Here is a 26,450-nt window from a genome sequence, read left to right on the forward strand (position 1 = left end):
ATAGAATCGAGTTATAGTTGAGCTATGAAATCAATAGCAGCTTGACCAGCATTATCTGTTTTCATGAAATTTTCTCCAATCAGGAATCCTTTATAGCCATAAGGTTTTAGTTCGGTAATGGCTTCAATGGAACTAATTCCGCTTTCGGATACTTTTACGAAATCATTCGGAATTTGATCTGCTAATTGCTTACTGAAATCCAAACTAACTTCGAAGGTTTTTAGGTTTCGGTTATTGACACCAATCATGTCTAAAGAAGGCATGATCGATTTTTCTAACTCCTCTTGGTTGTGGACTTCTAATAATACTTCAAGCCCCAAGCTCTTGGCAAATAACGATAATGATTGAATTTCGGCACGAGTTAAAACAGCAGCGATAAGCAAAATCAAATCGGCGCCATGTGCTTTGGCTTCTAAAATTTGGTATTCATCAACAATAAATTCTTTTCGCAATAGCGGAATCTGTACAGAGGCTCTTGCCAAAAGTAAATCGTCTAATGAACCACCAAAATATTTACCATCTGTCAATACCGATATACCACAAGCGCCCGCTGTTTCGTACCCTTTTACTACTTCTTCAACGGTGAAACTATAATTAATTGCTGCCTTAGAAGGGGAACGACGTTTGTGTTCTGCGATAATTCCTGTTGTACTGTTTCTTAAATTGCTGCTTAAAGAGAGTGTCTCCTTTTGAAAAAATACAGATGCTTCCAACTGTGAAATTGGAATAATCGATTTTTTAAGAATTATTTCTCTTCGCTTATCTACTATAATTTTATCTAGAATATTCATTTTGGTACTTTAAATATTAAAATCTACTGTGCTCTTTATTTACTTAAATCTTGAAGAATTTGTAATCGTTTTAGTCCTGCTCCAGATAGTAAACTTTCTTTGGCTAACTCAAATCCCTCTCGTGGCGAGCAACCATTTACCGTTGCAATGGCCATACCCGCATTCGCACACACTACATTATTTTGAGCTGTTGTCCCTTTACCTGAAATAATAGCTGTAAAAAGTGCCGCTGATTCCTCAATAGTGGTTCCGCCGGCGATTTCCTCTTCCTGCAATTGGCGTACACCAAAGCTTTCGGGGTTAAGCATACCTTCCATTTTTGGGGTGATGATCTTTGTTGGACAAGTCAGCGATACTTCGTCATAGCCATCTAAAGAATGTAAAATGGTAAAGTTTGTGTTCGTATCTTGGTATAAATAAGCATACATACGAGCAAGTTCTAAATTAAAAACACCTACTAATTGATTTTGAGGAAAAGACGGATTCACCATGGGACCTAACATATTAAAAAAGGTCTTTACGGCTAACTCTTTTCTAATTGGACCAACATTTTTCATAGCAGGGTGAAATAGGGGAGCATGGAGAATCGCAATTCCGGCTTTTTCCATTGATTTCTCTAAAAAATCAGCGTCGTTACTAAATTTAATTCCAAGTTTTTCCATCACATTGCTAGACCCTGAAATAGATGATACGCCATAATTCCCATGTTTGGCCACTTTAATTCCCGCTCCCGCAGCTACAAATGAGGCCAAAGTCGAGATGTTAAAAGTGTCCTTACCGTCGCCTCCTGTTCCGCATAAATCGATTGTATTGTATGCTGATAAGTCCACGCGGATGCATAACTCTAACAATGCCTCCCTAAAGCCGGCGAGCTCGTGGATGGTAACGCTACGCATCATATAAACCGTTAAAAAAGAAGCAATTTGACTGCTGTTGTAACTTCCGTTGGAGATGTTTACTAGAACGTTTTTCGCCTCTTCTTTTGTTAAGGTTTCGTGATTGATTAATCTATTGAGTATATTTTTCATTTTAAAGTAGGTCTTAAAGTGGCTATTCGGTCACTGTTTTTGTTAACTGTTTACCCAGTTTTCTAACATTTTTTTTCCGTTTGGAGTAAGCACGCTTTCGGGATGAAATTGAACACCACGTACATCAAATGTTCTATGACGTAGTGACATTACTTGACCGTTTTCATCGAATGAAGTTGCTTCCAAAACATCGGGTAAGCTTGCATCTACAACCCAAGAGTGGTAACGACCCACTTCAAATTCGGTTTCTAAACCTTTAAAAAGTACCTCGTCATTTACAGTCGTTTTAACAGTGGTCGCTACGCCGTGATAGACTTTGTCTAGATTCGACAATGTTCCTCCATAAACTTCTCCTATCGCTTGTTGTCCAAGGCAAACACCAAAAATGCTTTTGGTTGATCCGTATTTTTGAATCACTGCTTTTAGTAAACCAGCTTCATCGGGTATACCAGGCCCTGGCGATAACAAAATTTTGTCAAAATGACCAATTTCGTCCAATTCAAATTCATCGTTTCTATAGACGGTAACTTCGCAATTAAGGTCTTCTAGATAATGTACTAAATTATAGGTAAAGCTATCGTAGTTGTCTATTACTAATATTTTTTTCATGTCGTTGTACTAATGTAAAGATTGAAATTGATTTACGATCGATTTTCAATCTTGTGTTGTGTTTTTATATCTGTTCGGCTAGGTCTAAGGCCGTATTCAAAGCTCTTAATTTATTGTATACTTCTTGCATTTCGCTTTCTTCATCAGAGCTAGCCACGATTCCTGCACCTGCTTGAGAATGCAATTGGTGGTTTTTGCTAAGGAATGTTCGAATCATAATGGCATGATTGAAGTTACCCTCGAAATCCATGAACCCAATAGCACCGCCATAAAAATTACGATTGGTTTTTTCATATTCTTCGATCAATTGCATGGCACGGTGTTTAGGCGCTCCACTTAATGTACCTGCAGGAAACGTATCTGCTACTACCTGCATGGTTGAAGCATTGTCATGCAAATGACCGGTTACTTTAGAAACTAAGTGAATAACATGAGAAAAAAACTGTACTTCTCTATAACTCTCCACATTGACCATATGTCCGTTTCTACTTAAATCATTTCGAGCTAAGTCCACTAGCATAACATGTTCGCTGTTTTCCTTCTTGTCTTCTGACAGTTGTTTTGCTAATACAGCATCTTTTTCATCGTCACCCGTTCTTTTGAAAGTTCCTGCAATAGGATGAATTTCGGCTTTGCGATTTTTCACGATAATTTGAGCTTCGGGCGAAGACCCAAAAATTTTGAAATCACCGTAATCAAAGAAGAATAGGTAAGGAGAAGGGTTGATACTGCGCAAAGCACGGTACACATTAAATTCGTCTCCTTTAAAACCTTGGGTAAAACGTCTTGATAATACCAACTGAAAGACATCACCACGGAAGCAGTGTTTTTTAGCTAGCGCTACGTTATGCTTGAATTCGGCATCAGTTAGATTTGAGAATCCTTCACCTTGTTTTGAGAATTTATAGGAAGGAATATTTCGAGATTGCATTAATTGCTCAATTTCGGCAATATTATCTTTCCCTTCTAAGCTGTGGCAAAAGATATACGCTTCATTTTTAAAGTGGTTGATAGCAATGATGTTTTGATAAACAGCATAATAAATATCAGGAATGGTATTGCTGTTTTCTTTTTTAGCAATGGTTACTTTTTCAAAATACCGAACTGCATCATATGAAATGTATCCAAACAAGCCGTTGTTTATGAATTTGAAATCATTTTTTTCAGCTTTAAATTGATTTGAAAATTCTTGAATGATAGTAGGAACATCAATAGAGCTGTCAATTGTAATTTGCTCTTTAGTACCATCAGGAAATTGCTTAATAATAAGTTCATTTTCTATTTTGATAGAAGCAATTGGATTACAGCATATATAGGAGAAACTGTTGTCATTACCATGATAGTCGCTACTTTCCAGTAAAAGGCTGTTAGGGAATTTATCTCTGATTTTAAAATAAAGGCTAACAGGGGTAATCGTATCCGCTAAAAGCTGCTTGTATTTTGTTTTTAATGTAAATAGTTTCAATTGAATTAAGTTTAAGATTTATACTTATTTAATCATTTTTTTTAGCACAAAAAAAAGGCTTGTCGTCATGACAAGCCTTTTATAAATGTATCTAATAATACCATAGGAGCTTAGTTCACGACGTTTGACGTAAATTGTTCCACCACCAAGTATTGTTTGTAATCGTTTTCATGAGTCAAAGATAAGAATGTAATTTGGTTTTACAAATAGATTCTGAAAAAAATAATCACAATTAGACTAGAATTTTGTTAAATATTCTCAGGTAGAAAATAAAAAACCCAACAGCTTCCTGTTGGGTTTAAAATGGTAGTGTTTAGGATCTTAAAATTAGAATTTTAAAGCGATCGCTAATTCAAATTCATCTGAAATTGCTTTGTCTCCAATAGTACTAAAAATACTTGCTGAGTTGTATTTGATATCATATTTGGTTCTGTCAACTTTAAAAGCAGTTGTTGCAGTGTTTCCGTTTACAGTCATATCAAATGTAACTGGTTTAGTGATTCCTTTGATTGTTAAATCAGCTACTACAGTATAAAGGTTAGCAGATTTAGTTCCAATTTTTTTAATAACTAAGGTAGCGGTAGGATATTTTTCAGTTCCAAAAAAGTCTTCTGATTTCAAGTGTCCGTTTAATTTCCCTTGGTATTCTCCCTGAAGATCTGTAGCAGTTAGTGAAGTCATATCAACTGTGAAAGTTCCTCCTGCTAATTTTTTTCCTTTAAGAACGATAGCTCCATCTTTGAAGTTTACTGTTCCGCTATGCTCGCCTGTTACTTTTTTACCAACCCAGTTGATCGTGCTTTTTGAAGCGTCGATTTTTTTTGTTTGAGCTGTAGTTGTTGCAACTGAAAATACAACTGATAATGCTAATGCGATTGATTTTAAATTTTTCATTTTTTTAATATTTTGAGTTTGTAAATTAGTGTTGTTAATTATAATGTTATAAAAAGATCTTGTGGTGCTTTTCTAACTTTTTTGTAATGTTGAGTTTCATCCTCTTCGTGACGGTATCCTATTGGTACAATTACTGAAGCGTTCAAGTTTAAGACATCTAATCCTAAAATTTCATTGTACTGCGCCGCATTGAATCCTTCCATTGGCGTAGTATCAATTTTTAATTCAGCCGCAGCATGCAATAAATTGGCCATTGCAATGTATGTTTGTTTTGATGTCCAAATGTTTTTTAAATCTTCAGGCATTGGATTTATCGTGTTTTTCATGAAACCACCGTATCCTGCTAATGCTTCTAAAGGTAGCTCTCTAGTTGCGCTAGTGTTTTCTAAATAGGCGTCTATTTCAGTATCCCCTACGTTGGTTTGATTTGCAAAAACAATTAAATGTGATGCGTCAACTACTTGCGTTTGCCCAAAAGAAGCTGGTAACAATTTAGCTTTTAGTGCTGCATCTTCGATGATTAACACTTTGTAAAGTTGCAGTCCGTATGAAGAAGCACTTAAACGAATCGCTTCTTTTAAAATTTCTAAATCAGCAGCAGTTACTTTTTTACTACTATCAAATTTTTTAGTGGCATAACGCCAGTTTTGGTGTTCTATAAAGGTGTTCATAATGGTATTTGATTATTTATTTCTATATTTTTCTAATAATGTATTCAATTGGTGTTGTTCTTCAGCGCTTAAATTTTTTGCTAATGAACGGTTGTGCTGCAACAGCTTTGGGTCTAATTCAGTTAAAATATCAAGCCCTTTTTGCGTGATTAAAACTTCTATTTTTCGTCTATTTGCAGGACATACTTTTCGGGTAACGTATTGTTTTAAAAGTAATTTATCGACTAGCCTTGTTGTATTACTAGTACGTGCAATCATTCGCTCCTGGATCATAGACATGTTTGCAGGATTTCCTTTTTGACCTCTGAGTATTCTCAAAACATTGTATTGCTCTCCTGAAATTTCATAAGGCTTTAACAGCTCATTAAAATTTTCATTTATTAAATTTTGAGTATACATTATATTTAGAATTATTTTATGATCATCGTCTAGTTTGACGGTTGATTTTATAACTTCTTCAATTTTCATGCTTACTTTTTTATTTGTTGGTACAAATGTAACACTTTTTTTATTTGTATATACAAGTGTTTTGTATTTTTTTGATTTAAAATTTATGATAGACCTGTTTTGAATTTTAAATTGATAATTCGAAACAATACATAGCACTGTTATTTAAGAGTTTAAATAGCTTTCTTGCTAATTATATTGTTATAGTTTGAGATTCGCAAAAAAAAAAAGATATAACTACATCTTGAAGGAAATCAAATTTTAATACAGGCTACTTTCCAACTACAAACGAAGTTTTTTTCTTTTATCAATAAAATATATAAACGACAGAGGTCTTGTTTTTTTGTGATTTTTCATTATAATTACTAACTTTAACTAAATGCAATATTGCAATTCCTTAAACAATTAACTTTGGTTTTGGTTGGAGCTTCTATTAATCCCAATGATAGCATTGATAATATGTAAATTATGAGTAGTACCGAAGATGTTCCATCCTATGATGATTTAGTCAGGAAAATCAAAAGTCAGGAGATTTTAATGCAAAATTATTTTAATAACAGTAATTTCTTATCTGATTTTAATTTTCGCTTAGAACACTCCTCAGATTTAATATGTTCCATTAGCTTTGATGGAAAGGTGTTGGAGTTGAATTCGGTCTTAAGTAGTATTTTAGGCAATTCGCAAAAAACGTTTAAAAATAAGTCGTTTTATTCTTTATTTCATCAGGAAGATTCTGGGGCAATTCAATCTGTTTTTATTAGACCGGAACGTTCGATTTTAGGCTTTAAATTTAAAGGTAGACTAAAAAGGGGAGATGAACAAGTCCTTAATTCAAGCTGGATCATTAGTGAACTTAACACTGAGTTTAAAATCATTTACTTGACTGGTTATGCTGTTAGTCCATTACATGCAGTTGGTTTTGATAAAATAGGAAACGACATGCGTTTTCGTACTTTGGTTGAAAATAATGAAGGAATTATAACTGTTTTTTGCCCAGAGTCAAAAGTTTTATTCCGGAGTTCATCCTCTTTTAGAACGAATGGATACACTGATGAGGAATTCATAAAATTATCAGATGAAGAGTACTACCATCCTGATTATATTGAAATCGTAAAAAATAAAATTAATCAATCACTGCAATCTCCAGCCACTCCAATATTTATTTCCTTTAAAGTAAAGCATAAAAAGGGGCATTACATTTGGCTAGAAGGGGTAATTACCAATATGCTTCATGATCAACATATTCGTGGAGTCATTGCAAATTTTAAAGATGTTACCGAAAATAAGCGAGTAATAGAAACGCTAAAAAAGGAACGCGATAAATTTCAGAAAGTTGCTGCTACTTCATCAGGTCTGATATACTCGATGCAATATAATGTCGATGGTAATTTGGTATTTACCTATGTTAGTGATGCTTTATTTGATATATACGGTTTTAACTTATCTGAGATTGAAGATAATTCTGATTTGATTTTTAATTTAGTTCATTCTGAAGACAGAAAGTTATTGCTAAGCAGCATAAAAACCACAAAAGAGCAATTAGTTCCTCATAAAATGAACTATCGATACCACCATCCCACAAAAGGGTTAGTGTGGCATAAAGTAAATTCACTACCTGTTTTGGAAGATGATGGGAACGTGGTTTGTCATGGAGTAATTACCGATATTACTTCGTCAATATTGGCACAGTCAAAAATTAAAAAGACGAATCGCTTGTACCTTTTTATTACTCAAATCAGCCAAATGATTGTTCGTGCAACTGATAGAAACTCGCTTTTTAAAGAAGCCTGCTCAATTGCTGTTAATTGCGGTCAGTTTAAAATGGCTTGGATCGGATTAATTGATCGTCAAAATAATTTAATACTCCCGATTATGGTTGCTGGTGAGGATAAAGATTATCTATCTGAAATAAGAGCCATCACTATAGATGAAAATGTACCCGAAGAGCAAGGACCAGTTGGAAAATCAAGTCGAACTGGTGTAGCCGTAGTTAGTAATGATATCGAAAATGACCTAATTATGCTTCCTTGGAAAAAATCGGCCTTGGATCGTGATTATTTATCTATGATAGCAGTGCCAATTAGGAGTTTTGGAGATGTAATTGGTTCTTTTGTGATGTATTCCAGTGAAAAAAACTTTTTTGATGAAGAAGAAATAGCATTACTAGAAGGAGTAGCAGAGGATATAACATTTGCTTTAAATTTATTTGATAAAGAAGAACGAAGAAAAAAAGCAGAGGATGCTATTTACGAAAGTGAAAAGAGGTACCATACATTAACCGAAGTTTCTCCTGTGGGTATCTTTCGTACGGATGCAACTGGTTTTACGACTTATGTCAATTCAAGATGGTGCGAAATATCAGGTTTTTCTTATAAACAAGCCATGGGTGATGGATGGCTAGACGCAGTGCATCCTGACGATAAAGAAAGGTTATTTACCAGTTGGGAAAAATCAACTTCAAAGCAAGAAATCTCCGTTTCTGAATATCGATTTGTTAAGCCAAATGGTCAAGTTGTATGGGTGATGGGGCATGCAATTATGGAACGAAACTCTGAGAATGTAGTGGTGGGGTACATAGGCACTATTACGGATATCACGGAAAGGAAGTTATCAGAAGAAGAATTTAAGAAAATGAACAAAAAAATGGAAGCTATTATTGAAGCGATTCCTGATTTAATGTTTGAAGTGAGCTTGGATGGTACCTTTCATAATTATTATTCGAAACGCAATGATTTATTACTGCTGCCGGTAGATGATTTTATAGGAAAGAATATTAGAGAAGTATTTCCACCAGCAGCTACAGATGCTTGTTTACTTGCTTTACAAGAAGCCGCAGTAGCAGGCGTTTCAACCGGTGTTCAATATACTTTAGAATTACCCGATGGTTTGTATTGGTTTGAATTATCGATAGCGCCTATGGAGCAAAGTGATGAGAAAACGACTCATTTTATTTGTTTAGCAAGAGATATAACAGTAGCTAAAAAAGGAGATGCAGCACTTCTTGAAGGAGAGCAAAGGTACAGGGGACTGTTGGATAATTTAGAAGCAGGTATAGTAGTACACGGAGCAGACGGAAAAATCTTAATGATAAATGTCAAGGCCACAGATATTTTGGGACTAGAGGCGGAAGTTTTTTTAGATAAGGATATCAGCGACCCAGTTTGGCAATTTATAAGTGAGGAAGGAGTCGAATTAGCGTTAGAAGATTATCCCGTAGCTAGAATTTTGAAAACCAAAAAATCCATAAACAACTACATCATTGGTAGACCGAATCCAGTAAATGATAAAACAGTATGGGTCTTAGTTAGTGGATATCCTATTTTAGATGAGAACGATCAAATAACAGAGGTTGTTATCAGTTTTATTGACGTCAGCGAACGTAAAGAGATGGAAACCGAAATACGAGCTGCTCAAGAGCAGGCGGAGGCGGCTAATAAAGCAAAAACAGATTTCCTTGCCAATATGAGCCACGAGATCAGGACTCCATTAAACGGAATTATAGGTTTTACCGATTTGTTAATTAATTCCGATCTAAGCTCTAGTCAGTTTGAATATATGGCCACGGTAAAGGAATCGGCGAACTCGTTAATGCAAATTGTAAATGATGTTTTAGATTTTTCTAAAATTGAATCAGGTAAATTGGAACTTAATGAAGAAGAAATTGATTTATTTGAATTAATTGATCAAGTAATTGGTTTGTTCAAGTACGCAGCTTCTGAAAAAAATATAAATTTGCAATTGGATATTGATCAAAATATTCCTCAATTTATACTTGGTGATTCGCTAAGACTAAAGCAAATTTTGGTTAATTTGATCAGTAATGCAATTAAGTTTACGCACAAAGGATCCGTTAGTTTAGAAATTAGTCGTGAAAAAATTCCGAAGGAAAATTTTTGTAATATTAAGTTTTCTGTAAAAGATACCGGCATTGGGATTAAAGCAGATAATAATAAAAAGATATTTCGCTCTTTTGTTCAAGAAGATAATTCCACAAGCCGAAAGTTTGGCGGAACTGGATTAGGGTTGTCCATATCAAATCAATTACTAGAATTGATGGATAGTAAGCTTAATTTAGAAAGTGTTTATGGAACAGGAAGTAATTTTTTCTTTACCATCGAGTTGAAAACAGTAGATAAAAGTAAAAAAGTGGATAAGATAAATGCCAAAATGAATGACGGGTCGCCTTTTAAAAGTCTAGATCAGAAAAAAATTCTGATTGTTGAAGACAACAAAATTAATATGTTTTTAGCAAGAACATTGGTAAAACGGATCCTTCCTAATAGTATTTTAATAGAGGCGATAGACGGAGAAGCTGCTGTTGTGGCTTACAAATTAGATGTTCCAGATATAATTTTAATGGATATCCAAATGCCTAATAAGAATGGTTACGAAGCTGCCGCCGAAATAAGAGCAATAGAAATAGAATCTAATTCTAGAACTCCTATTATAGCGATAACAGCTGGAATTTTAATTGGTGAAAAAGAAAAATGTTTTGAAGCAGGTATGGACGATTATATGCCCAAACCCATAATAATTGAAGATCTTGAGCGTATTTTAGCTACTTATCTTCGATAGATTTAATCTCTTTTAGCACTGTTTTTCTTTTCTCTTTTTTCCTCTTTTTTCTCTTTTGCAGTTTTAAGAGGTTCTTTTTTTACGGTTTTTTTTGCATCTTGACTTTTTGCCATTTCTTTTTTATTTAAGGTTAGTAGTACTGTGTTTTGTTACAATACGAATCAGCCGAATGAATACTATCAGGTATCGAAAGCGGCTAATTAGCACATAAATGAATTATTGCTTTAAGCTATATAGTATTTTTTGGAAATCAGTTTTAAATTTATCTTTGTTAGCTAGGTTGGTCCAAGATAATACTTTGTAAAAGTGCGATTTTGTTTCTACAATACCTACTAAGTAATACACTTCAATTTGCAGTTCTTCATCAAAATAGGATGCATCGTATTCTGCAAAATTAATATTGTTTTTTGTTGTAAAGATAGGAGTGGAGCTGGTGCGTTTTTTTTCATCTTTAATAAAGTCTTTCTCAAATTCCTCTTGGAACTCTTTTAGTGAAGAGTAAAAAATATCGGCTATAGCTAATTCTTCCTTACTGTCCTCGATAACAATAGTATAGATGTCTTTCACGCTATTTTTATACTGGACTGTAGCAACATCATTCAGTCCCACAGTGCGAGTCATATAATCAGGAATGTCTATGTCAAAGACATTACCTGCTTTTTGTTGGTTGAATTTGGTTTGCCCCATTGTTAGAACGGTGAAGCTTAGTGCAGCAGTTGTAGCTACAACTGAAAATAGATTTTTTATTGGCATGGAATAGTAATTTAAAGTCAAAAATAAGTTTTAAATTGATTTAATGGAGTTAAAAGTAAAAAAAAAATCCCGTCCATGGTTTGTACGAGATTAAGATTTGTTTGAATAAAATTTAGCGCTTTTTAAGAATTTTATATTCCTCATAACAGCCGCTAATAGCATCCATTATTTGTAGATCGTTAGCAGTTTTTATAAATGATTCCGAATAATTGCAACGCTGTAAAATTTCAGGTATGTCTTTTACATCAATTCCTAGCAGTACACCTAACGTTTCACGGTCAAATTTAGATTCAAGAAGATTTCGTACGGTGTCGTCCTTTTTCATTTCCTTTAACTTCTTCAACTCCTTGGGGTTTTTTCCAAAAAAGTTGTAGAGCATATCAGCTGGGTTAAATATAGAACCTAATACTTTACCGAAGGCTCCAGCCGAATTTTGTCCTGCTTCGTAGCCTGAGGTAAGACCTGAAATACTGTATCGGTAGTTTTCTCTTGTTGGTATTGTTTTAGAATCTACTTCTAGAAAGCCTGTAAGGTTAAAGGGGCGTATTACCACTTCTTCCAAGGCAATAGCTTTTTCAGTTAGAAAAATTTTAGCCACTTTGTTTTTAAGCCAGTCATTGGTAACTTTTACTCGTAAGGATTGAAATCCTAGAAGTGTAAGGTGAAGTGTGTCGGATGGTTGAACATCGATCTCAAAGTAGCCGTTAGAGTCAGTTCGAGCTCCTCTTACCTTATTGATATTAATGACGTTAACGTTCGCTAGTGCGGTTTTGGTATTGTCATTATAGAGGTATCCGGTAACTTTTTGAGAATGTATTACTTCCTGCGCAGAGGCAGTAGTTAACGATAGTACTAAAAAAAAGAAAACTACAAAATATTTCATATACTGATTTAAAACTTTAAAAGTAGTAAATCAGGATTAAATATTTTGTAGTTTCTTAGTATAATTATAAGAAAATTAACTAAACGTTAGTCTCTTCTTGGTCTTCTTGGTCTTGGTGAATCACCAAAGCTTTCAGAACGTCTAGGTGCTCTTTCAGAACTTCCTTCTCCTCTTGGAGCCGAACTTCTACCTCCAAAACCTCCTTCACGTGGAGCAGAGCTTCTTCCGTCAAATCCACCTTCTCTTGAAGAGTTTCTGTCTGATCTAAAACCACCACCTGAACCTTCACGTCTAGGAGCGAAGTTTCCTTCTCTTCTTGGAGCCGAACTTCTTCCGCCACCAAATCCACCACCAGAACTTCTTCCATTATGGTCACGTCTTCCGCCACCATCATTTTTAGAAATTTCAACATTAATACGACGTCCTTCTAATTGTACGTTGTTCAATACTTCCATTACTTTATCAGTATGCTCAGGGTCAGTGTTAAAGAAAGAGAATCCTTCTTTTACGTCTACTTTAAATACGTCATCACGACCTAAGTCTAATGTTTCTTTTAAATAGTCTTTTAATGACATCCAATCAAAATTATCTCTAGAACCAATGTTCACAAAATATCTTGTTGCACCACCATTATTATTTTCTCTAGGCTCTCGATCGTCGCTTCTTTCACGTCTTTCACCTGATTGAGAAGATAGATCTCTAGTTTTCTTGTAGTAGTTGATAAAACGATTAAATTCTACCGATACCATTTTCTTAATCAATTCTTCTTTAGATAAATCTTCAAGAACATTATTGATAGCTGGTAAGTAGTTGTCAATTTCGTGATCAACTTCAGTATCTTTTATCTTAGTTGCAAGGTGCAATAATTGGATTTCGCAGATTTCAATTCCAGATGGGATTGTTTTCTCTTCGAATTTTTGCTTGATGATTCTTTCAATAGAAGAAATCTTACGCAATTCACTTTTAGTTACAATAACGATAGAAGTACCTAATTTACCAGCACGACCCGTACGACCGGAACGGTGATTGTAAGTTTCTATTTCGTCAGGTAATTGATAATTCACTACGTGTGTAATGTTATCAACGTCAATTCCACGTGCAGCAACATCAGTTGCAACAAGCATTTGAATTTGACGGCCTCTAAACGATTTCATAACACCATCACGTTGCGCTTGAGATAAATCTCCGTGCAATGCAGCAGCGCTGTATCCGTCTTCAACTAATTTTTCAGCAACAGCTTGTGTATCACGTTTTGTTCTACAAAAAACTACTGAGAAAATGTCTGGATTAGCATCAGCTAAACGTTTCAAAGCTTCGTAACGATCACGAGCATTTACTAAGTAGAATTCATGAGATACTGTAGCTGAACCTGAGTTCTTAGTACCTACAGTAACTTCAACAGGGTCTGTCATAAATTGTTTTCCGATACGTGCTACTTCAGCAGGCATTGTTGCAGAAAACAACCATGTGTTTTTTTCGTCTGGTGTTGTAGATAAAATGTTTACGATGTCATCATAGAATCCCATGTTTAACATTTCATCTGCTTCGTCAAGGATACAATAGTTGATTCCGGTAATGTTTACCAAACCTCTATTGATCATGTCTTGCATTCTACCTGGAGTCGCAACAATAATTTGTGCTCCTCTTTTAATGTCTCTTGCCTGTTCTGTAATGCTAGCCCCGCCGTAAACTGCTACCACATTAATACCTTTTTCGTATTTAGAGTAGTTTTTAAGTTCGTTAGTAATCTGCAAACACAACTCACGCGTTGGAGATAAAATTAATGCCTGAGTGTTTTTGTTGTTGGCATCAATTTTTTGGATAACTGGAAAACCAAAAGCTGCCGTTTTCCCTGTCCCTGTCTGAGCCAACGCAACCATATCTGTATCTTTTTCCAATAATAGGGGAATCGCTTTCTCCTGTACTTCGCTCGGATTTTCAAATCCTAGATCTAAAATCGCTTTCAGTAACGATTCACTCAATCCTAATTGTTCAAATTTATTCATATGTATTTTTAAAATAGGGTGCAAAATTACTCTAAATTATTCATATAAACTAATGCAAACTTAAGAATTAATGTTTTATTAGTAATTGATTATCAGAAAGTTGTGTTACTTCAAAACGTATTGTATTTTATGAAGTAGTTAAAAAGCGCTATCTTTTTTAAGTTATAAATGCAGAATGAGTATTTTTTAGTAACTATTTGACAGCATTCAAATAGTGAATGAGTTGGTTTGTTGCTTTTGCTCGATGACTAATTTTATTTTTCAATTCGGCTGAAAGTTCCGCAAAGGTTTGGTCGTAATTGGTTGGTTTAAAAATAGGGTCGTATCCAAATCCTCCTGATCCTGATTTTTGGGTAGTTATAGCTCCCTCGGCAATACCTGTAAATAGATACTGTTTGCCCTTGTAATTTAGCGCAATAACAGTTTTGAAAGCAGCATTTCGGTTGGATTTTGAAAGTAGCTGTTCTAAAACTTTATCCATATTATCAGCAGCGCTACGTTGCGGTCCTGCATAACGAGCGGAATAGACTCCTGGTTCGCCATTTAACTCGTCGATTTCAAGTCCTGTATCGTCAGCAAAGCAATCGTAACCATATTTATCTGATACATAATTAGCTTTTAAAATGGCGTTACCTTCAATAGTATCCGCAGTTTCGGGGATGTCCTCAAAACATCCGATTTCTTCTAATCCTATTATTTGAATTGTTTCAGGTAGTAATTGTTGGATTTCGGCAATTTTATTTTTGTTGTTGGAGGCGAAAACGATTTGCATGTAATGAGTTTTAATGTACACTAGCAAAGATATAAATTATTTAAAAACTATTTTTTTTCATAAAGATGAGGTTAGCGATTCTTTTTTGCTTTTGATTTAACTAGGGTAGGCGAGTCGGCTAATGAATTGCGGTGTTTTTATTGAAATGCAGAAAAACTACAGTTGTTTAATGCCTATGTATTTGTAATAAATTGAATTGATTTTCCTTATTGATTATAAAAGGCTTAGCTGTTTTTTTTCTTAATAGTTTACTTCTTTATAAAAGGTGTAGGGTAAACTAGAACTTTTATTTATTTTAAAATTATTGAAGTTTAAAATAAATAAGCTATCTTTCCTTACCAAATTTAAAAAAAAAGTTAAAGTGTTAAAAACTATTAGTTGTTTTTAACCGTAGTTAATTGAATAACATTTACTTCAATAAAAATGCATAACAATACCCTTACTAGTAGATTATGTCTCGCTATTTTAATGTTATTGTGCTCAAATACATACTCCCAATATGTTTTTCGTCAAGATACATTACCCAATACGGTCTCACTTCAAAATTTCACCTATCTAGCCGATGTAGGTGAACGGGAAATGGATATTAATTTTGTTTTAAAAAATTATGATTCCTTCAATGCAATTAATTTTAAGAATACCAAAGATTATCTGGGTTTTACCGAGAGTAACTTTTGGTCTATGACTACTATTATTAATGAGACAAATTCTGAGCTACATTATTACCTGGAGACAGCTAGACCCATTACTAATCTTGTAGAACTTTATATAGTAGATGTGAACTCTGGCTCTATTGTAAAGGAAATTAGTGGAGATGGCATTGCTTATAAAGACCGTAGCCATCCCAACCGAAGAAGTCTTTTTGATTTAAAAATTCAGCCCAATGCTAATTTAAAATTAGTCTTACATGTTAAAAGCGATGGCGAAGTACTCAAATTACCACTAGTGCTATACTCTGCAGATGGTTTTGTTGAAATGAATTCAATGGAACAATTTCTATTTGGTATTTTCTATGGGATATTGTCAATAGTCGCAATCATTTATTTGTTTTTCTTCTTCGCACTAAAAGAGTCCACTTTTCTATATTATAGCTTATACGTTATTTCTGTCGGGTTATTGCAATTTGCGTTAGATGGTTTTTTCTATCAATACGTTACCCCAGGAGGAGGTTGGTTTTCTAATCATGCAGTTTTGTTTTTTGCAATAATAGGTGCTTTTTTATCTGGAAAGTACAGCGAAGTTTTTTTGAACATAAAAAAGCACAGCAAAGTCCTCTTCAAGTTATTTAACATGAGTTATGTATCGTTGTTAGTTTTGTTGTTTTTTTCAGCTTTAGTGCCTGCCGCTTTGCCTTATTGCTATAAGATTGTCAATTTGTTGGTTTTGGTTTTTTTATTATTAATTATTTTTTCTATCATTTATTTATATGTCAAGAAAAAGCCTATCGACACTTTCTTTACAATAGGTATTTTTTTCCTGATTGTAGGGTTTGGTGTTTTTATTTTGAACAATCTCGGATTTATCGAAAATACGTTTACCACTCAAAATAGTTCGAAAATAGGTACGGGACTAGAACTTATTTTCTTGTCACTTTCAATGTCGAATTTAATTAGGAATTTAAAAAATGAAAAAAATGAACTTAATCGTTTGGCGTTAATACGTTCAGAAGAAATGAATGATTTGAAGTCTTATTTTTTATCTAATATTAGCCACGAATTAAGGACGCCTCTCAATGCGATCATGAATTTAATAGACTCTATTTCAACTGAAGTTGAGGATCATAAAATAAAAGATAATTGTAAGGTAATTAAATATTCATCACAAAGTTTGCTGAGTTCAGTAAATGATATTCTTGATTTTTCTAAAATAGAAAAGAATGAGTTAACGTTAGATAAAGCTCCGTTTGATCCACTAAAATTGCTGGAGGAAATAGAAATTAGTGCTGGAATTAGAGCAAAGGAAAAGGGATTAGAATTTAGATTTGAAAAACCTAACGCAATACCGGTACAGTTTGTAGGAGATGAAATGAGATTGTCTCAAATTGTGAATAATTTGATCAATAATGCAATAAAATTCACGTCAACTGGTTATGTGTCGTTTAAAATTGCTAGTGAGCAATTAAGTGCAAGTAGGGCTTCATTAAAGCTAACAATAGCTGATTCAGGAATGGGTATTGCTGAGGATAAAATAGTAAGTATTTTTGATTCCTTTTCTCAAAATTCAATTAATAATACAAGGAAATTTGGCGGACTAGGTTTGGGATTATTTATCGTTAAAACACTTGTAGAGCTTCAGGGTGGTCGTATCCGCGTAAAGAGTAAAGTGGATAAAGGTACCGTTTTTACTATTTATCTTGAGTTTGATACTGTTGCTCAGCAAGTAGTGCAACCGGCTACTATAGCTACCTCCGAAGTATGTGATTTAGGGGGGAAGAATTTGCTAGTTGTAGAGGATAATGCTATTAACCAAATGGTTATTAAAATGATAACTAAAAAATGGTTGAATACAACCGTGTTTTATGCTTTAAATGGTCAGGAAGGCTTAGATGTTTTAAGAGAACATCATATAGATTTAGTGTTAATGGATTTACAAATGCCTATTATGGATGGATATGAAGCAACAATAGCCATTCGTAATGGTTTAGCAGGAACTAAATATAGCAATGTTCCCATTATAGCAGTGACAGCTGACGTTATGGAAGGCACTAAGTTGCGAACCAAAGAAATTGGCATGAACAATTATTTGTCCAAGCCAATTAAAAAAGAAATTTTATTTAAAGCCGTAAAGGATTTACTTTAACTAAAACGCAAACGCACAAATACATGTTTAATCCCCTTTTTGTCGGACTCTCTTTCGTCAATCTCTAGGATATCTGTCAATGTTTTTAGCATTGGCGTCAGCTTAACAAATCCGTAATTACGAGGGTCAAATTCAGGTTTTTTCTTTACAATTAAGTTTCCAACATCACCAAGAAATGCCCAACCATCATCATCTCCAATGTCTTCAATGGTAGATTCGATTAATTCAATGGTAGGCTCATCTATTTTATTAAGTGGTTTTTGAGCTGGTTTTTCAACTGCTTTTACTGTTGTTTTTTCAACCGGCTTTTTAGTGTCATTATTTTGTTTAGGTGCTTTTTTCTTAATTGCACCATCTAGGACTTCGATAAATATAAAACGATCGCAGGCGCTTATGAATGGTTTTGGTGTCTTTTGTTCACCAATACCGATAACTTTCATACCTGCTTCTCTCAACCTTATGGCTAATCTTGTAAAATCACTATCACTAGAAACGATGCAAAAACCATCTAATTTTCCGGTGTACAGTAAATCCATAGCATCAATTATTAATGCGGAATCCGAAGAGTTTTTGCCTGAAGTGTAACTGTATTGTTGGATAGGGGTGATTGCATGCTCTAATAAGACACCTTTCCATCCATTGGCATTTGGACGCGTCCAATCTGCGTAAATACGTTTGGTAGTTGGTGTGCCAAATTTTGTTATTTCTTCCATCATTCCTTTTACATTGCTGTAAGGAACATTGTCAGCATCAATTAATACAGCTAGTTTAAGTTCTTTAGTAAGTTGAGACATAAAATAATTGGTGTAAATTTAGTCAAAGATACAAAGTTTAATCGATTCTGTTTTAGGACTATTTCAATAGACTATTGTTTTGTTTGGCAAAAAACAGTTATCTTGGCTTAAAGAATGTTGTAGAATAGCAATTTTGTACTTTCGCTAAGGAAAAAGAAAGTTGGTGTAACTGGGTTAGTAAAAAGTGGAGTCGTCTATTCGAAAATAAATATACTTTAGCTACTTTTATAAAATTTAAATAATTATTTTTGCAACTTCTTAAAATTAAAATTATTACTTAACGATATTATGGTAAAGGATTTATTCGAAAGAATTCAAAACAATAAAGGACCACTAGGAAAATGGGCTTCGCAAGCTGAAGGCTATTTTGTTTTCCCTAAATTAGAAGGTGAACTAGGGCCAAGGATGAAGTTTCATGGAAAGGATATTTTGAATTGGAGTATAAACGATTATTTAGGTCTAGCTAATCATCCTGAAGTTCGTAAGGCAGATGCTGACGCGGCTTTAGAATACGGTGCTGCCTACCCAATGGGTGCTCGTATGATGAGCGGTCATACCACATATCACGAGCAATTAGAGAACGAATTGGCTGCTTTTGTACAAAAAGAATCTGCTTATTTGTTGAATTTTGGATACCAAGGAATCATGTCTTGTATTGACGCCCTTGTTACTAAAAACGATATTATTGTTTATGATGTGGATGCTCATGCTTGCATCATTGATGGTGTTCGTTTACACATGGGTAAACGATTTACGTACAAGCATAATGACTTAGAGAGTATGGAAAAAAACCTGCAACGTGCTACTAAAATGGCTACGGAAACAGGTGGAGGTATACTTTTTATCACTGAAGGTGTTTTTGGAATGCGCGGTCAGCAAGGTAAGTTAACTGAGATCGTTGCGATGAAGGAAAAGTACAACTTCCGTCTTTTAGTTGATGATGCTCACGGTTTTGGAACCTTAGGTAAAACAGGAGCTGGAGCAGGGGAAGAGCAAGGTTGTCAAGACGGAATCGATGTTTACTTCTCGACTTTTGCAAAGTCAATGGCTAGTATTGGTGCTTTTTTAGCAGCTGATAAAGACATTATTGATTATTTAAAATACAATTTACGTTCTCAAATGTTTGCTAAGGCATTGCCTATGATTCAAACAATTGGAGCACTGAAAAGATTGCAATTGTTGCGAGATAATCCAGGCTTAAAAGATAAACTTTGGGAAAATGTAAATGCATTGCAAAGTGGATTGAAAGAAAAGGGATTCAACATTGGGGATACTAACACTTGTGTAACACCTGTTTATCTTGAAGGATCAATTCCAGAGGCAATGATCATGGTGAACGATTTAAGAGAAAATTACAATATATTTTTATCAATAGTCGTTTATCCGGTTATTCCAAAAGGGATCATCTTGCTAAGAATGATTCCTACAGCATCACATACACTAGCTGATATCGATGAGACATTAACCGCTTTTGAAGCTATTCGTGAAAAATTAATTGGCGGAACTTATAAAGAAATCGCTGCTAGAACTACAGTAGATTTAGACGCATAATTGTCCAATACAAGCATAAAAAAAATCCATTTACGAAAGTAAATGGATTTTTTTTGTTTTGGTATCTAGATTTAAAGTGTTAATCTAAAAGTTTTTCTGCGGCAATGCACCACAGGATCAAAATTCTTCCAGATAGCATGTATAGCATGGTTATCAGCTAATTCTGGTGTGCGAATGCAATTTTGAATTCCTTTCTCTGTAAAGGTCGTATGGTATTCCTTAAAAATGATAGCATGTGCTCCTTTACTTTGATAATCAGGATGAACACCAATAAGATAAAAAGTAACGTCTTTACTGTTTTTCCTAGCATTTAAAAGATGGTAGAAACCAAAAGGGAAAAGTTTTCCATTTGCTTTTTGTAAAGCGCGTGAAAAGCTTGGCATTACTATAGCAAAAGCCACTAAATTATGATCTTTATCCTCTACAAATTTTATGTATTCAGGATTAATAAAACTGATGTATTTTTTTTTGAAATACTCTTTCTGGATATCTGTAATAGGAACAAAAGACGATAAACTAGCGTACGAAGCATTAAATAGATCAAACATTTTGTCTACATAAGGCAAAACGTCTTTCGTCTTTTTAAAATTAAGTTCTTTTAATTGATACCTTCTTTTAATTAGTTCTTGCGCTTTATCAAAATGATCTAGTTTCACATTTTCGAATGGAAACTTACTTTCGATATATTCTTTCTCAGTAACATAGCCTAACTTCTCAAAATGAGTGGCATAATACGGATGGTTGTACCAAGTAATCATCGTGCCTAATTGATCAAAACCTTCAGTTAAGACGCCTACTTTATCTAAATTAGAAAAACCCATTGGTCCCTCAACATATTCTAAATTATTTTTGCGACCTAGTTCATATACTTTTTCAAGTAGTGCTTTTGTTACTTCTATGTCATTAATTACATCAAACCAGCCAAAGCGGACTTTACTCTTTTTTTGATCATTAACCTCGCTCCAATTGATGATAGCGGTAATTCTACCAGCTATTTTATTGTTTTTGTAAGCGAGATAAAAGTAAGCTTCGGCATTTTCAAAAGCGGGGTTTTTAGTTTTGTCAAATGACTCTAGTTCATCTGCAATTATTGGTGGTACCCAAAATTCGTTGTTTTTATAGAGTTCAAAAGGAAATTTTATGTATTCAGTAAGTTCCTTTTTGGTATGTACTTCTTTAATAGTAATCATTATTTTTTTTATGTTTAATCTCGTTATTCAATTGCATCCTTGCGTTTTTTGTCTTTTTTCTCCGCTTTCTTTTCTGACTTAGACTTTTTTCTTCCGCCATTGTCTAAATTCATTCTAACTTCCTTATAATTGGCGTCATAGCGCCATGAAAAACCTAGTCCTCCATAAAATATTGTTGGAGTATCTTTAAAATTAGTACTTACTGAGGCGTCAATTTGCATGTCTTTAGTTAGTAAGAATGCGGCACCTCCACGCAAAATAGCATCGCTGTAAAAGTCGCTTTTATATCCTTGATTTTCAATAAATCCAGACCATTTTTCACTTATTCCTTTGGTTAAAGTAATTGCGTAGCCATAACTTGGGAAGTCAGTAGTGACATAATCGGCAATAATATTAGTTACAAAAACCCAAGAACCATCACCTAGGTGGTTTTGAGTGATAAGCATTATTTTAGGCGATATCGAAGCATCTGCAGAAAAGGAATAGGGATTATTTTTCATCGTGAAATTAGCTCCTGCATATAGTGATACGGCAGGTACCAGTTGTCTCCAATTGAATTTTTGATTCGCTTTCCAACTGTAGACATTAATCTTTTTTTCGTAATTTTTAAAAGGATCGTAAATCAAGTATTTTGCTCCTAAAACGGTTTGCTTCAGTCCTGCTTTGTTAATACTACTGAATGGTGTGTTAAAATCAGCATTTTGGTATTGCAAATTGGCTACAACTTCCAACCGTTCCATAAATGCGCCATATCTCAGTGTCAGATCAGCTCCAAAACCTTTGGCATCGTATCCTAGTAGTACATGGTTTTCATGAATTCCGTAGGCACCTGTTTCGACTTGAATCACTGACTTTCCTACTGCAAAGGCTGACATAGTAACTCCAGGTCTGTTAGAATTGATTTGGTCAGTATGCTGAGCATAATTAGAACTACAAATCAGTACTAGAACTAAAAGCGAGTATAATTTAGATTTTGACATATTCTTTGCTGTTTAAAATAATAACGTATTTCAAATGTACTATATTTTATCATTTATTTAAGAGTCATATTTTAAGTTTGTTCCTAATTTTCGACTTTGATTCCTTAATTTTGCTAAAAAATATCTACTTATGGAAACGGCTTCATTTACTGGTTTTGTAAAAACTATCTTTTATATTCTCATGTTTTACTATGTTTTTAAATTTTTAGCAAAATTATTTCTGCCGCTATTAGTTAAGAAAGTAGTTGAAAAAGCAGGCCAGAATTTCCAACAGCAACAACAAAACTACTCTCAGGATAATTCATGGCAAAGGACAGCTGCAAAAGATGAGATTATCTACAACACAGCCAATGCAAAAAATCCAAAAGAAACTAAAAAAGTAGGGGACTATGTTGATTACGAAGAAATAGATTAATTTTGGTCCTGAAAATCTCCTTTTTTATTAAATTAAAAGTTTTAAATTGAAAATAGTAAATAAATTTTATCCGCATATTTTAGCCCTTATTGGTTTTATTATAGTTTCACTAATTTATTTCTATCCCGTACTTCAAGGGAAGCAAATTTTTCAATCAGATATTGTTCAATATACGGGAATGGCTAAAGAGCAAAATGACTTTAGAGCCACCGAACACTTGGAACCATACTGGACTAACAGTGCCTTTGGAGGCATGCCAACGTACCAGTTAGGAGCAAAATACCCTTATGATTTTATTGGCGCTATAGATGATGTTTTACGTTTTTTACCTCGTCCAGCGGATTATTTATTTTTATACTTTTTAGGTTTTTATGGATTATTACTTGTTTTAAAAGTAGATCCTTTAAAAGCGTTTTTTGGCGCAGTAGCTTTTGGTTTTTCTACTTATCTCATCATAATTTTAGGAGTAGGACACAATGCCAAAGCACACGCGATTGCCTATATGCCCATGGTTATTGCCGGTTTTATTTTAGTTTTCAGAAAACGATATGTAGTAGGCGGTTTACTTACTTTGTTTGCAACGGCGCTTGAAATCAATGCGAACCACTTTCAAATGACCTACTATCTTTTGATTTTCTTGTTGATTCTGTCTAGTTATTTTATATATCTCGAACTTAAGAAGAAAGACTTTAAGTCCTTGTTTATCTCAATTGGTGTCTTAGCCGTAGCCGGAATTTTCGCAATTGGTGCGAATGCTACAAATTTATTAGCTACAGCTGAGTATGCTAACTTTAGTACTCGTAGTAAAAGTGAGCTAAACTTTAATCCAGATGGATCTAAAAATACAGCTAGTACCGCAATGAGCCGTGATTATATTACAGAGTACAGCTATGGAGTGGCAGAAAGTTTTAACTTAATTGCTCCTAGACTTTTTGGAGGCTCTAATCATGAAGCCGTAGGTACGGATAGTAGTATGTATGACTTTATGGTAGGGCAAGGCGTGCCTGAAGGTCAAGCAGCTGATTTTGCATCGGGCTTACCTACCTATTGGGGAGACCAACCTATTGTTGCGGCACCCGCATACATTGGTGCAGTTGTTTTCTTTTTAGCTTTAATTGGCTTATTTATTGACGATCGCAAAATAAAATATGTATTTCTATCGGGAGCAATAGTGTCGCTTTTATTATCTTGGGGTAAAAATTTTCCAGCACTAACAGACTTTTTTATTGATAACGTTCCCATGTACAATAAGTTTAGAGCGGTGTCCTCTATTCAGGTTATATTAGAATTATGTTTTCCGGTTCTCGCGATAATGGGTCTGCAGTCCTTTTTTAAATTAGAAAAAGAGCTGCGATGGAAATCCCTTTGGCAACCTACTGCAGCTGCTCTAGGATTGATTATGTTATTGTTCTTTAGCAAGAGTCTTTTTGATTTTGAGGGACCTAACGACAGTTATTTTGTACAGAGTTATGGGCCAGGTTTTGTAGATGCCTTAAAAGCAGATAGAATGAGCTTGTACAGTGCCGATTTATTGCGCTCAGGCTTCTTTATAGTCTTAACGGCAGGTGTTTTATGGTTATTCATAAAAAATAAAATCGCTCATAATACTGCTATTATTCTCGTGGGACTGTTTATGGTTTCTGATTTGTTTTTTGTGGATAAAAATTATGTGTCATCCAAGGATTTTGTTAGTGCAAGAGAGGTGCAAGTCCCTTTTGTTGAAACGCCTGCTGATGCCATGATTTTACAAGACACCACACATTACCGCGTGTTTGAAGTAAGTGGGAATTTTTCGAGTGCTCGCGCTTCTTATTTTCACAAATCAATTGGTGGCTATCATGCTGCTAAACCTAGAAGGGTACAGCAGTTATTTGATTACCAAATTGCCAAAAACAATTTGGAAGTCTTGAATATGCTTAATGTAAAATATGTAATTCAAACTGATAAAGAAGGCAAAGAATTTCCTGTTATTAATCCAGATGCAAATGGAAATGCATGGTTTGTAAATGATATTAAGCTAGTCAATAAAGCCGATGACGAAATGAAGATGCTTAACAATATCAATACTAAAAAGGCAGCTATTTTTAATATTCATTTGTATGGTGCTAAATTTAAAAATGCGCGTTTAAAGCGAAATTTAGATACTACGGGTACAATTACTTTGAATGTTTATAAGCCTAACTACATCAAGTACAGTTCAGATAGTAAAAAAGAGGGCTTAGCTGTTTTTTCTGAAATTTATTATGAAAAAGGATGGAACGCCTACATTGATGGTGAAAAGACTAGCCACTTTCCTGTAGATTACGTCTTAAGAGGGATGATGGTTCCCGAAGGAAAGCATACAATAGAGTTCAAGTTTGAACCCGATGTAATACAGACGGGAAGTAGTATAACAATAGCTAGTGGAATAGGTATTTTAATCTTGTTGGTTGCCGGTATTTATTTTGAAAAGAAGAAGATCGCCAAAATAATTGACTAATTATATTTTTTAAATAAGTCTAGTCAAAACGGTAACCCACCAACAATTATAAATTGGAACATAAAAAAATCTTAATTATTACTTATTATTGGCCTCCCGCTGGTGGCCCTGGAGTGCAACGATGGCTTAAGTTTGTCAAATATTTGCCCGACTTTGGAATTGAACCGGTGGTTTATATTCCCCAAAATCCAACGTATCCAATTATCGATAAAAATTTAGAAAAAGATGTTTCAGATAAGGCAATAATACTGCGAAAAAATATCTTTGAGCCTTATCAACTGGCTTCATTTTTGTCTAAGAACAAAACTCAGAAAATGAATTCGGGGATTATTCCCAATCAAAAAAAACAGCAGTTTTTAGATAAGGTATTATTATGGATTCGCGGAAACTTGTTTATTCCTGATGCCCGCTGTTTTTGGGTGAAACCATCAATAAAGTATTTGGAAAACTATATCAATGAGAATAATATCGATACCATCATTACATCGGGTCCACCTCATAGTTTACATTTAATAGGTTTAGGTTTAAAAAATAAGTTAGACTTAAAATGGTTTGCTGATTTTCGTGATCCTTGGACAACTATAGGTTATCATAAATCACTAAGACTTTCGGCTTATGCCGCTAAGAAGCATAAAAAATTAGAGCATCAGGTTCTAAATACAGCAGATGCAATCATAGTGACTAGTAAAACTACTAAAACCGAATTCCAAGCGCTGACTACAAAGCCTATAACTGTTATTACAAATGGTTTTGATACTGAAATTGTACCAACTCAGGTTAAGGATACTAAATTTAGTTTGGCACATATAGGCTCCTTTTTATCGAATCGAAATCCTGTAATCCTATGGGAAAGCTTAGCGGAGTTAATTGAAGAAATCCCTAGTTTTAAACGCGATTTAGAACTAAAACTTATAGGAGCGGTAAGTCAAGAAGTATTAGATGCGATTAGCGCAAGTACTTTAGCTACTTACCTCAATACAATGGGTTACGTTTCACATAGTGTGGCTATCGCCGAACAACGTAAATCTCAGGTGCTTTTATTGATCGAAATTGATTCTGAGGATACCAAAAGTATTATTCCTGGGAAGTTATTTGAATATATGGTTTCTAGCCGACCTATAATTGCCATAGGTCCTAAAAACTCTGATTTTGAGTCAATTATTAAGGATACTAACACTGGAGTGTTTTTTGAATACAACCAAAAGGAGAAACTCAAACAAACAATTACACACTATTACAATCAATATTTAGAGGGAAATTTACAAGCAAATGGAGTAGGTGTCGAAAAGTATTCTCGCAAAAATCTAACGGGAGAGTTAGTAGCACTTCTTAATAACTAATAATCAAT

General features: G+C 34.3%; 20 protein-coding genes. 6 read left to right on the forward strand and 14 right to left on the reverse strand.

The annotated features are described in order from the left end of the window. Window positions 1-11 precede the first annotated feature (11 nt). The 7 genes from trpC to ACZ2G0_RS08865 form a co-directional block, all read right to left on the reverse strand. Window positions 12-791, reverse strand: a complete 780-nt coding sequence (gene trpC, locus ACZ2G0_RS08835; RefSeq protein ID WP_470307310.1) for an indole-3-glycerol phosphate synthase TrpC — start codon at window positions 789-791, stop codon at window positions 12-14. A 35-nt stretch (window positions 792-826) separates the two neighbouring features. Next, entirely contained in the window at window positions 827-1,819 is a 993-nt protein-coding gene (trpD, locus tag ACZ2G0_RS08840; protein WP_470307311.1) for an anthranilate phosphoribosyltransferase, read from the reverse strand. A 42-nt stretch (window positions 1,820-1,861) separates the two neighbouring features. Next, window positions 1,862-2,428, reverse strand: coding sequence for an anthranilate synthase component II (locus ACZ2G0_RS08845; protein WP_470307312.1), 567 nt, complete (start codon window positions 2,426-2,428; stop codon window positions 1,862-1,864). Between the two features lie 64 nt (window positions 2,429-2,492). Then, window positions 2,493-3,893: an anthranilate synthase component I family protein gene (locus ACZ2G0_RS08850; RefSeq protein WP_470307313.1), complete on the reverse strand. Its 1,401-nt coding sequence runs from the start codon at window positions 3,891-3,893 to the stop codon at window positions 2,493-2,495. Between the two features lie 327 nt (window positions 3,894-4,220). Beyond that, window positions 4,221-4,787: a YceI family protein gene (locus tag ACZ2G0_RS08855; RefSeq protein ID WP_300287978.1), complete on the reverse strand. Its 567-nt coding sequence runs from the start codon at window positions 4,785-4,787 to the stop codon at window positions 4,221-4,223. 38 nt (window positions 4,788-4,825) lie between these two features. Next, window positions 4,826-5,458, reverse strand: a complete 633-nt coding sequence (locus ACZ2G0_RS08860; protein WP_470307314.1) for an NAD(P)H-dependent oxidoreductase — start codon at window positions 5,456-5,458, stop codon at window positions 4,826-4,828. A 12-nt stretch (window positions 5,459-5,470) separates the two neighbouring features. Beyond that, window positions 5,471-5,926 (reverse strand): MarR family winged helix-turn-helix transcriptional regulator, encoded by a 456-nt coding sequence (locus ACZ2G0_RS08865; protein WP_470307315.1) that lies wholly within the window; start codon window positions 5,924-5,926, stop codon window positions 5,471-5,473. Between the two features lie 447 nt (window positions 5,927-6,373). On the opposite strand from ACZ2G0_RS08865, the gene ACZ2G0_RS08870 reads away from it, so the two are divergent. Then, entirely contained in the window at window positions 6,374-10,480 is a 4,107-nt protein-coding gene (locus tag ACZ2G0_RS08870) for a PAS domain S-box protein (protein WP_470307316.1), read from the forward strand. 216 nt (window positions 10,481-10,696) lie between these two features. On the opposite strand, the gene ACZ2G0_RS08875 is transcribed toward ACZ2G0_RS08870, so the two are convergent. The 4 genes from ACZ2G0_RS08875 to ACZ2G0_RS08890 all read right to left on the reverse strand — a co-directional run bounded on the left by ACZ2G0_RS08875 (window position 10,697) and on the right by ACZ2G0_RS08890 (window position 14,894). Beyond that, window positions 10,697-11,233: a hypothetical protein gene (locus tag ACZ2G0_RS08875; RefSeq protein WP_470307317.1), complete on the reverse strand. Its 537-nt coding sequence runs from the start codon at window positions 11,231-11,233 to the stop codon at window positions 10,697-10,699. Window positions 11,234-11,345: 112 nt separating this feature from the next. Beyond that, a complete protein-coding gene (locus ACZ2G0_RS08880; protein WP_470307318.1) occupies window positions 11,346-12,116 on the reverse strand; it encodes a carboxypeptidase-like regulatory domain-containing protein in 771 nt (256 codons plus the stop codon). Between the two features lie 86 nt (window positions 12,117-12,202). Then, the gene (locus tag ACZ2G0_RS08885; protein WP_470307319.1) at window positions 12,203-14,122 is read right to left on the reverse strand and encodes a DEAD/DEAH box helicase; all 1,920 of its coding nucleotides are present in this window, start codon (window positions 14,120-14,122) and stop codon (window positions 12,203-12,205) included. 193 nt (window positions 14,123-14,315) lie between these two features. Further along, a complete protein-coding gene (locus tag ACZ2G0_RS08890) occupies window positions 14,316-14,894 on the reverse strand; it encodes a non-canonical purine NTP diphosphatase (protein ID WP_470307320.1) in 579 nt (192 codons plus the stop codon). Between the two features lie 423 nt (window positions 14,895-15,317). Between ACZ2G0_RS08890 and ACZ2G0_RS08895 the strand changes: the two genes are divergently transcribed. Beyond that, window positions 15,318-17,693 (forward strand): hybrid sensor histidine kinase/response regulator, encoded by a 2,376-nt coding sequence (locus ACZ2G0_RS08895; protein WP_470307322.1) that lies wholly within the window; start codon window positions 15,318-15,320, stop codon window positions 17,691-17,693. Here the strand turns inward: ACZ2G0_RS08895 and ACZ2G0_RS08900 are convergent. After that, complete coding sequence (locus ACZ2G0_RS08900; RefSeq protein WP_300287120.1) at window positions 17,690-18,487, reverse strand: NYN domain-containing protein; 798 nt, start codon at window positions 18,485-18,487, stop codon at window positions 17,690-17,692. The genes ACZ2G0_RS08895 and ACZ2G0_RS08900 overlap by 4 nt on opposite strands. Before the next feature lie 288 nt (window positions 18,488-18,775). Here ACZ2G0_RS08900 and ACZ2G0_RS08905 point away from each other — a divergent pair, with 288 nt between their 5' ends. Beyond that, window positions 18,776-20,038 (forward strand): aminotransferase class I/II-fold pyridoxal phosphate-dependent enzyme, encoded by a 1,263-nt coding sequence (locus ACZ2G0_RS08905; RefSeq protein WP_300287118.1) that lies wholly within the window; start codon window positions 18,776-18,778, stop codon window positions 20,036-20,038. A 71-nt stretch (window positions 20,039-20,109) separates the two neighbouring features. On the opposite strand, the gene ACZ2G0_RS08910 is transcribed toward ACZ2G0_RS08905, so the two are convergent. Both ACZ2G0_RS08910 and ACZ2G0_RS08915 read right to left on the reverse strand, forming a co-directional pair. Further along, window positions 20,110-21,228 (reverse strand): GTP cyclohydrolase, encoded by a 1,119-nt coding sequence (locus ACZ2G0_RS08910; RefSeq protein ID WP_470307323.1) that lies wholly within the window; start codon window positions 21,226-21,228, stop codon window positions 20,110-20,112. Between the two features lie 23 nt (window positions 21,229-21,251). Next, the gene (locus ACZ2G0_RS08915; RefSeq protein WP_470307324.1) at window positions 21,252-22,208 is read right to left on the reverse strand and encodes a transporter; all 957 of its coding nucleotides are present in this window, start codon (window positions 22,206-22,208) and stop codon (window positions 21,252-21,254) included. A gap of 130 nt (window positions 22,209-22,338) precedes the next feature. On the opposite strand from ACZ2G0_RS08915, the gene ACZ2G0_RS08920 reads away from it, so the two are divergent. From ACZ2G0_RS08920 to ACZ2G0_RS08930, 3 genes are read left to right on the forward strand one after another with little or no spacing between them, the layout of a single operon-like run. After that, window positions 22,339-22,623, forward strand: coding sequence for a DUF4834 family protein (locus tag ACZ2G0_RS08920; protein ID WP_470307325.1), 285 nt, complete (start codon window positions 22,339-22,341; stop codon window positions 22,621-22,623). A gap of 46 nt (window positions 22,624-22,669) precedes the next feature. Then, complete coding sequence (locus tag ACZ2G0_RS08925) at window positions 22,670-25,102, forward strand: YfhO family protein (RefSeq protein ID WP_470307326.1); 2,433 nt, start codon at window positions 22,670-22,672, stop codon at window positions 25,100-25,102. A 53-nt stretch (window positions 25,103-25,155) separates the two neighbouring features. Then, a complete protein-coding gene (locus tag ACZ2G0_RS08930) occupies window positions 25,156-26,442 on the forward strand; it encodes a glycosyltransferase family 4 protein (RefSeq protein ID WP_470307327.1) in 1,287 nt (428 codons plus the stop codon). Window positions 26,443-26,450 lie beyond the last annotated feature (8 nt).

It is taken from the genome of Flavobacterium sp. KKT103, from assembly GCF_055640565.1.

Coding starts and splice junctions, on each gene's coding strand:
- ACZ2G0_RS08890 (WP_470307320.1), bottom strand. CDS start 14,894: ATGCAAATCGTTTTCGCCTCCAACAACAAAAATAAAATTGCCGAAATC.
- ACZ2G0_RS08910 (WP_470307323.1), bottom strand. CDS start 21,228: ATGATTACTATTAAAGAAGTACATACCAAAAAGGAACTTACTGAATAC.
- ACZ2G0_RS08860 (WP_470307314.1), bottom strand. CDS start 5,458: ATGAACACCTTTATAGAACACCAAAACTGGCGTTATGCCACTAAAAAA.
- ACZ2G0_RS08900 (WP_300287120.1), bottom strand. CDS start 18,487: ATGTCTCAACTTACTAAAGAACTTAAACTAGCTGTATTAATTGATGCT.
- ACZ2G0_RS08885 (WP_470307319.1), bottom strand. CDS start 14,122: ATGAATAAATTTGAACAATTAGGATTGAGTGAATCGTTACTGAAAGCG.
- trpC (WP_470307310.1), bottom strand. CDS start 791: ATGAATATTCTAGATAAAATTATAGTAGATAAGCGAAGAGAAATAATT.
- ACZ2G0_RS08895 (WP_470307322.1), top strand. CDS start 15,318: ATGCATAACAATACCCTTACTAGTAGATTATGTCTCGCTATTTTAATG.
- ACZ2G0_RS08920 (WP_470307325.1), top strand. CDS start 22,339: ATGGAAACGGCTTCATTTACTGGTTTTGTAAAAACTATCTTTTATATT.
- ACZ2G0_RS08880 (WP_470307318.1), bottom strand. CDS start 12,116: ATGAAATATTTTGTAGTTTTCTTTTTTTTAGTACTATCGTTAACTACT.
- ACZ2G0_RS08905 (WP_300287118.1), top strand. CDS start 18,776: ATGGTAAAGGATTTATTCGAAAGAATTCAAAACAATAAAGGACCACTA.
- ACZ2G0_RS08875 (WP_470307317.1), bottom strand. CDS start 11,233: ATGCCAATAAAAAATCTATTTTCAGTTGTAGCTACAACTGCTGCACTA.
- ACZ2G0_RS08865 (WP_470307315.1), bottom strand. CDS start 5,926: ATGAAAATTGAAGAAGTTATAAAATCAACCGTCAAACTAGACGATGAT.
- trpD (WP_470307311.1), bottom strand. CDS start 1,819: ATGAAAAATATACTCAATAGATTAATCAATCACGAAACCTTAACAAAA.
- ACZ2G0_RS08870 (WP_470307316.1), top strand. CDS start 6,374: ATGAGTAGTACCGAAGATGTTCCATCCTATGATGATTTAGTCAGGAAA.
- ACZ2G0_RS08845 (WP_470307312.1), bottom strand. CDS start 2,428: ATGAAAAAAATATTAGTAATAGACAACTACGATAGCTTTACCTATAAT.
- ACZ2G0_RS08855 (WP_300287978.1), bottom strand. CDS start 4,787: ATGAAAAATTTAAAATCAATCGCATTAGCATTATCAGTTGTATTTTCA.
- ACZ2G0_RS08915 (WP_470307324.1), bottom strand. CDS start 22,208: ATGTCAAAATCTAAATTATACTCGCTTTTAGTTCTAGTACTGATTTGT.